Origin of the sequence: Nonomuraea terrae, assembly GCF_004348995.1 — a bacterium.
Lineage (GTDB): Bacteria > Actinomycetota > Actinomycetes > Streptosporangiales > Streptosporangiaceae > Nonomuraea > Nonomuraea terrae.
Map to the genome: position 1 here is coordinate 1 of NZ_SMKQ01000369.1, position 4,399 is coordinate 4,399.

General features: G+C 74.9%; 5 protein-coding genes. All 5 read left to right on the plus strand.

Features of this window, described 5'->3' with window-relative positions:
* Positions 1 to 650, plus strand: a 650-nt coding sequence (locus E1286_RS46250) for a carbon-phosphorus lyase complex subunit PhnI (protein ID WP_165970244.1), incomplete at its 5' end; no start/stop codon positions are given.
* Positions 647 to 1,504: an alpha-D-ribose 1-methylphosphonate 5-phosphate C-P-lyase PhnJ gene (locus E1286_RS46255; protein WP_132623621.1), complete on the plus strand. Its 858-nt coding sequence runs from the start codon at positions 647 to 649 to the stop codon at positions 1,502 to 1,504. The genes E1286_RS46250 and E1286_RS46255, both read left to right, overlap by 4 nt.
* Complete coding sequence (locus E1286_RS46260) at positions 1,501 to 2,337, plus strand: ATP-binding cassette domain-containing protein (protein WP_132623623.1); 837 nt, start codon at positions 1,501 to 1,503, stop codon at positions 2,335 to 2,337. The genes E1286_RS46255 and E1286_RS46260 overlap by 4 nt, the downstream gene beginning before the upstream one ends.
* Positions 2,334 to 3,089 carry an ATP-binding cassette domain-containing protein gene (locus E1286_RS46265; RefSeq protein WP_132623625.1) on the plus strand — a complete coding sequence of 252 codons (756 nt, stop codon included), beginning with the start codon at positions 2,334 to 2,336 and terminating at the stop codon, positions 3,087 to 3,089. The genes E1286_RS46260 and E1286_RS46265 overlap by 4 nt, the downstream gene beginning before the upstream one ends.
* Positions 3,086 to 4,261 carry an alpha-D-ribose 1-methylphosphonate 5-triphosphate diphosphatase gene (locus tag E1286_RS46270; protein WP_132623627.1) on the plus strand — a complete coding sequence of 392 codons (1,176 nt, stop codon included), beginning with the start codon at positions 3,086 to 3,088 and terminating at the stop codon, positions 4,259 to 4,261. The genes E1286_RS46265 and E1286_RS46270 overlap by 4 nt, the downstream gene beginning before the upstream one ends.
* Positions 4,262 to 4,399 lie beyond the last annotated feature (138 nt).

The window sequence follows — 4,399 nt, forward strand, 5'->3', positions numbered from 1 at the left end:
ACCCGGAACCGCCGCACGTGAACGGGGAGGACCCCCGCCGCCCGCCCCGCCTGCTCGGGCTGCTGCGGTCGATGGACCTGCTGGTCGAGCGGCGTACGGACGACGACCCCGAGCCGTACGACATCACCCGCGCCCCCGTCCGCCCCGGCGTGCCCCGCTCGGCCCGGCTGACCGCGATGGCCCGCGCCGAGACCGGCTCCCTCGTGCACCTGTGGTACTCGTACACGTTCCAGCCGGGCCGGCACAACCACGAGTTCCCCGGCGAGGTGCGCCACGGCGCCCTGCCCGTGCGGGTCCGCCACCCGCTCACCGGGAACCCGGTCACGGTGGCCGGGGTCCGGGTCACCGAGGTGGAGACGATCGACGACCTCGACCGCGCCGAGGAGGACCGCAGCCGGCTCGACGTCGGCTACGGCATGTGCTTCGGCCACAACGAGCGCAAGGCCATCGCCATGGCCGGCCTCGACCTGCTGGTGCACCGCGACGGCGGCCGGTCGAGCCTGGAGCAGGAGGTCCTGCTGACCCTCGACGGCATCGAGGCGTCCGGCTTCCTGGAGCACCTCAAACTGCCCCACTACGTCGACTTCCGGTCGGTGCTCGACCGCAAGCGCGCGGTGCGGGCCGCCAGGAAGGAAGCGGCCGCGCGATGAGGACGATCACCGAACTCGCCGGCGACGGCGGCCCCCGGGGCATCTTCGACGAGCTGTCCAGACGCGAGGTGCGCAGGGCCGCGCTCACCGCGGTGGCCGTGCCCGGCTACCAGGTGCCGTTCGGCTCGCGCGAGATGCCGGTGGCCCGCGGCTGGGGTTCCGGCGGGCTGCAGGTCACCCTCGCCCTCGTCGGCCCCGGCGACCGGCTCAAGGTCATCGACCAGGGCGAGGACGGCGGCGTGAACGCCTCCAACCTGCGCCGCCTCGTCGTCGGCCACGTCGGCTGCGCGGAGGAGACCGACACCCGCGCCGCCACCGTCATCCAGTCCCGGCACCGCGTCCCCGAGACGCCGCTGCGCGCCGACCAGGTGCTGGTGCTGCAGGTGCCGGTGCCCGAGCCGCTGCGCGCCGTCGAGTCCGACGTGCGCGAGCAGCGCCGCATGCACGCCGAGGCCGACTACTCCCGCATGTGGGTCGGCCTGTACGAGGACGTCGTCCGCAACGGCGTCGTCACCAAGACGGCCGGCTACCCCTGCATGGTGAACGGCCGCTACCTGATCTCGCCCACCCCGATCCCGCGCTTCGACGTGCCGAAGCTGGACCGGGCCGAGCACCTGACCCTGTTCGGGGCCGGTCGGGAGAAGCGGATCTACGCGGTGCCGCCGCACACGCGGGTGGAGCCGCTGGTGTTCGAGGACATCCCGTTCGAGGTCGAGCACACGCCCGGCGCGGCCTGCCGGCACTGCGGCTCGGACGGGTCGTACCTGGTCGAGGTGCCCGCCGCCGACGGCACCGTGTCGTGGGTGTGCAGCGACACCGACTTCTGCGCGCGTCACCGGGAGGGACGGTCATGAGCTGGGCGTTGAAGGTGGAAGGGCTCGGCCGGGTCTACGGCGAGGAAGGACCGCGGTCGCTGACCGGCACCGGCCCCGAGCACGGCACGTCGGTCTCTCCCGTGACCGGGGCGGTCGTGGCGGCCTGGGACGTCGGCTTCGAGGTGGAGCCGGGCGAGGCGCTGGGCGTCGTCGGCGAGTCCGGCTCGGGCAAGTCGACCGTCATGCGCTGCGTGGCGGGCGACGAGCGGCCCAGCCGGGGCAGCGCGTACCTGCGCGCGTACGACGACGGCGCCACCGACGTGCTCGCCCTGGACGACGGGGCGCGGCGGCGGCTGCGCGTCGACCGCGTGGCCGTCGTCTACCAGGACCCCGCCGCCGGGCTCGACCTGGACACGAGCGCGGGCGGCAACATCGCAGAACGGCTCACCGCCGCCGGCGCCCGCAACTTCGGCCGCATCCGCGACCGGGCCGCCGAGCTGCTGGAGCTCACCGAGGTGCCGCTGTCGCGCATGGACGACCCCGTACGCACCTTCTCGGGAGGCATGCGGCAGCGCGTCCAGATCGCCAAGGCGCTGGCCAACCGGCCGCCCGTACTCCTGCTGGACGAGCCCACCACCGGCCTGGACGCCTCCGTCGCCGCCGGCGTGCTCGACCTGCTGAGGAACCTGCTCGAACGGCTCGGCGTCGCCGCCGTGGTCGTCTCCCATGATTTCGGCGTCATCGAGATGCTGACCAGGAGGGTGATGGTGATGCAACACGGCCGCGTCGTCGAGACGGGCCTGACCGACCAGCTGCTGGAGGACCCGCAGCACCCGTACAGCCAGCGGCTCGTGGCGGCGGCGCGCGGATGAACGTTCTCGAGATCAGGGGGCTGGTCAAGTCGTTCACCCTGCACACGATCGACGGCCGCACCGTGGGCGCGCTGCACGGCGTGGACCTGGACGTCGCCGCGGGCGAGCACGTCGCGCTGGCCGGCTCGTCCGGCGCAGGGAAGTCGTCGCTACTGCGGTGCGTCTACCGCACGTACGTGCCGACGTCCGGTCGCGTGCTGCTGCGCACCTCGTCCGGGGCGGTCGTGGACCTCGCCGCGCTGCCCGACGCCCAGGTCGCCGACCTGCGCGGCAGGGAGCTGGGCTACGTCTCGCAGTTCCTGCGCGCCGAGCCGCGCCGGGCGGTGCTCGACGTGGTGGCCCGCGCCGGCGTCGCGCGCGGCATGGACCCGGACGCGGCACGGGACGCGGCCGCCGGCGCGCTGCGCAGGCTCGGCATCGACGAGCGGCTGTGGGCGATGCACACCACCGTGCTGTCGGGCGGCCAGAAGCAGCGCGTCAACCTGGCCGCCGGCACCATCTCGCCGCCCCGGCTGCTGCTGCTCGACGAGCCGGTCTCGGCCCTGGACCCGGTGAACAGGGAGGCCGTGTTGTCCATGATCGCCGACCTGACGGGCGCGGGCGTGGCCGTGCTGTCCGTCTTCCACGACCTCGACGCCATCGAGCGGCTGGCCACCCGCGTGGTGGTGCTGGAGGGCGGCCGGGTGGCCGCCGAAGGGGCGCCCGGCGCCGTACTGCGTGATTCCCGACTGAACCTGGAGGTGGCCCGATGAGAGTGCTCGCGCACGCCACGGCCGTACTGCCCGACCGCGTCATCGAGGACGCGCTGGTCGTCATCGAGCACGGCCTGATCACTCACGTCGGGGCCGCCCGGCCCGGCGCCGTGCCCGCCGAGGCCGCCGACCTGCGCGGCGCCTTGCTGCTGCCCGGCATCGTGGACACCCACAGCGACGGCCTGGAGACCGAGCTGCGCCCGCGGCCGGGGGCGGAGTTCGAGGTCGGTTTCGGGGTGTCCTCCTTCGAGGGGCGCGTGCGGGCCGCCGGGGTCACCACGGTGTTCCACGGGGTCGCGTTCGAGTCGCACAACCGCAAGGGACGCACCGTCGAGCGGGCGCGCCGCCTCGACGCCGCGATCCGCGAGCGCGCCGCCTCGGGGCACGCGCTGGTGGACCACCACATCCTCTACCGGCTCGACGCCCGCGACCCCGAGGGCCTGGCGGCCCTCGAAACCTCCCTGTCCGGTACGCCCACGCCGCCGCCGCTCGTCTCCTTCGAGGACCACACGCCCGGCCAGGGGCAGTACCGGGACCCGGCCGTGTACCGGCGCTGGCTGGAGGGCACCGAGGGCATCTCGGCCGAGGAGGCGCGGCTGAGGGTGGAGACGCTGGTGGCCGAGCGCGACACGCGGATCGGGCACCGGGAGATCGCGCTCGGGCGGCTCGCCGAGTACGCGGCGCTGGGCAGGGCGCGGCTGCTCGCCCACGACCCGGTGACGCCGGACGAGATCGACGCGGCGGTGGCCCACGGGGTGTCCGTGGCCGAGTTCCCCACCACCCTCGAGGCCGCGCGGGCGGCCCGCGACCGGGGGCTGCACGTGGTCGCCGGGGCGCCGAACGTGCTGCGCGGCGGCTCCCACTCCGGCAACGTGGCGGCGGCCGGGCTCGTCGCCGCGGGGCTGGTGGACGCGCTGTCCAGCGACTACCTCCCGTCGGCGCCGCTGGCGGCGGCGCTCCTGCTCGCCCGGCAGGGGATCGCCCCGCTGCCGCGCGCGGTCGCCCTGGTGACCTCCGGCCCGTCCGCCGTCGCGGGCCTCACCGACCGCGGCGCGCTGGCCGAAGGAGCCCGCGCCGACCTGACCGTGGTGACGGTCGACCGCGACTGGCCCACCGTACGCATGACCGTCACGGCAGGCGACCAGGTCCTGCCGGCAGGGGTAGGAGCATGACGGTGGCCCGGCGAGGAGAGGAGCACGCGATGCAGCCCGCAGGAGCAGTCCCGTCCCCGCCGGACGGGGGCCCCTCCGGCCCGTACCCGACCGGCCCGATCCCGACCGGCTCGTCGCCGAGCGGTGGGGGCCAGGTGG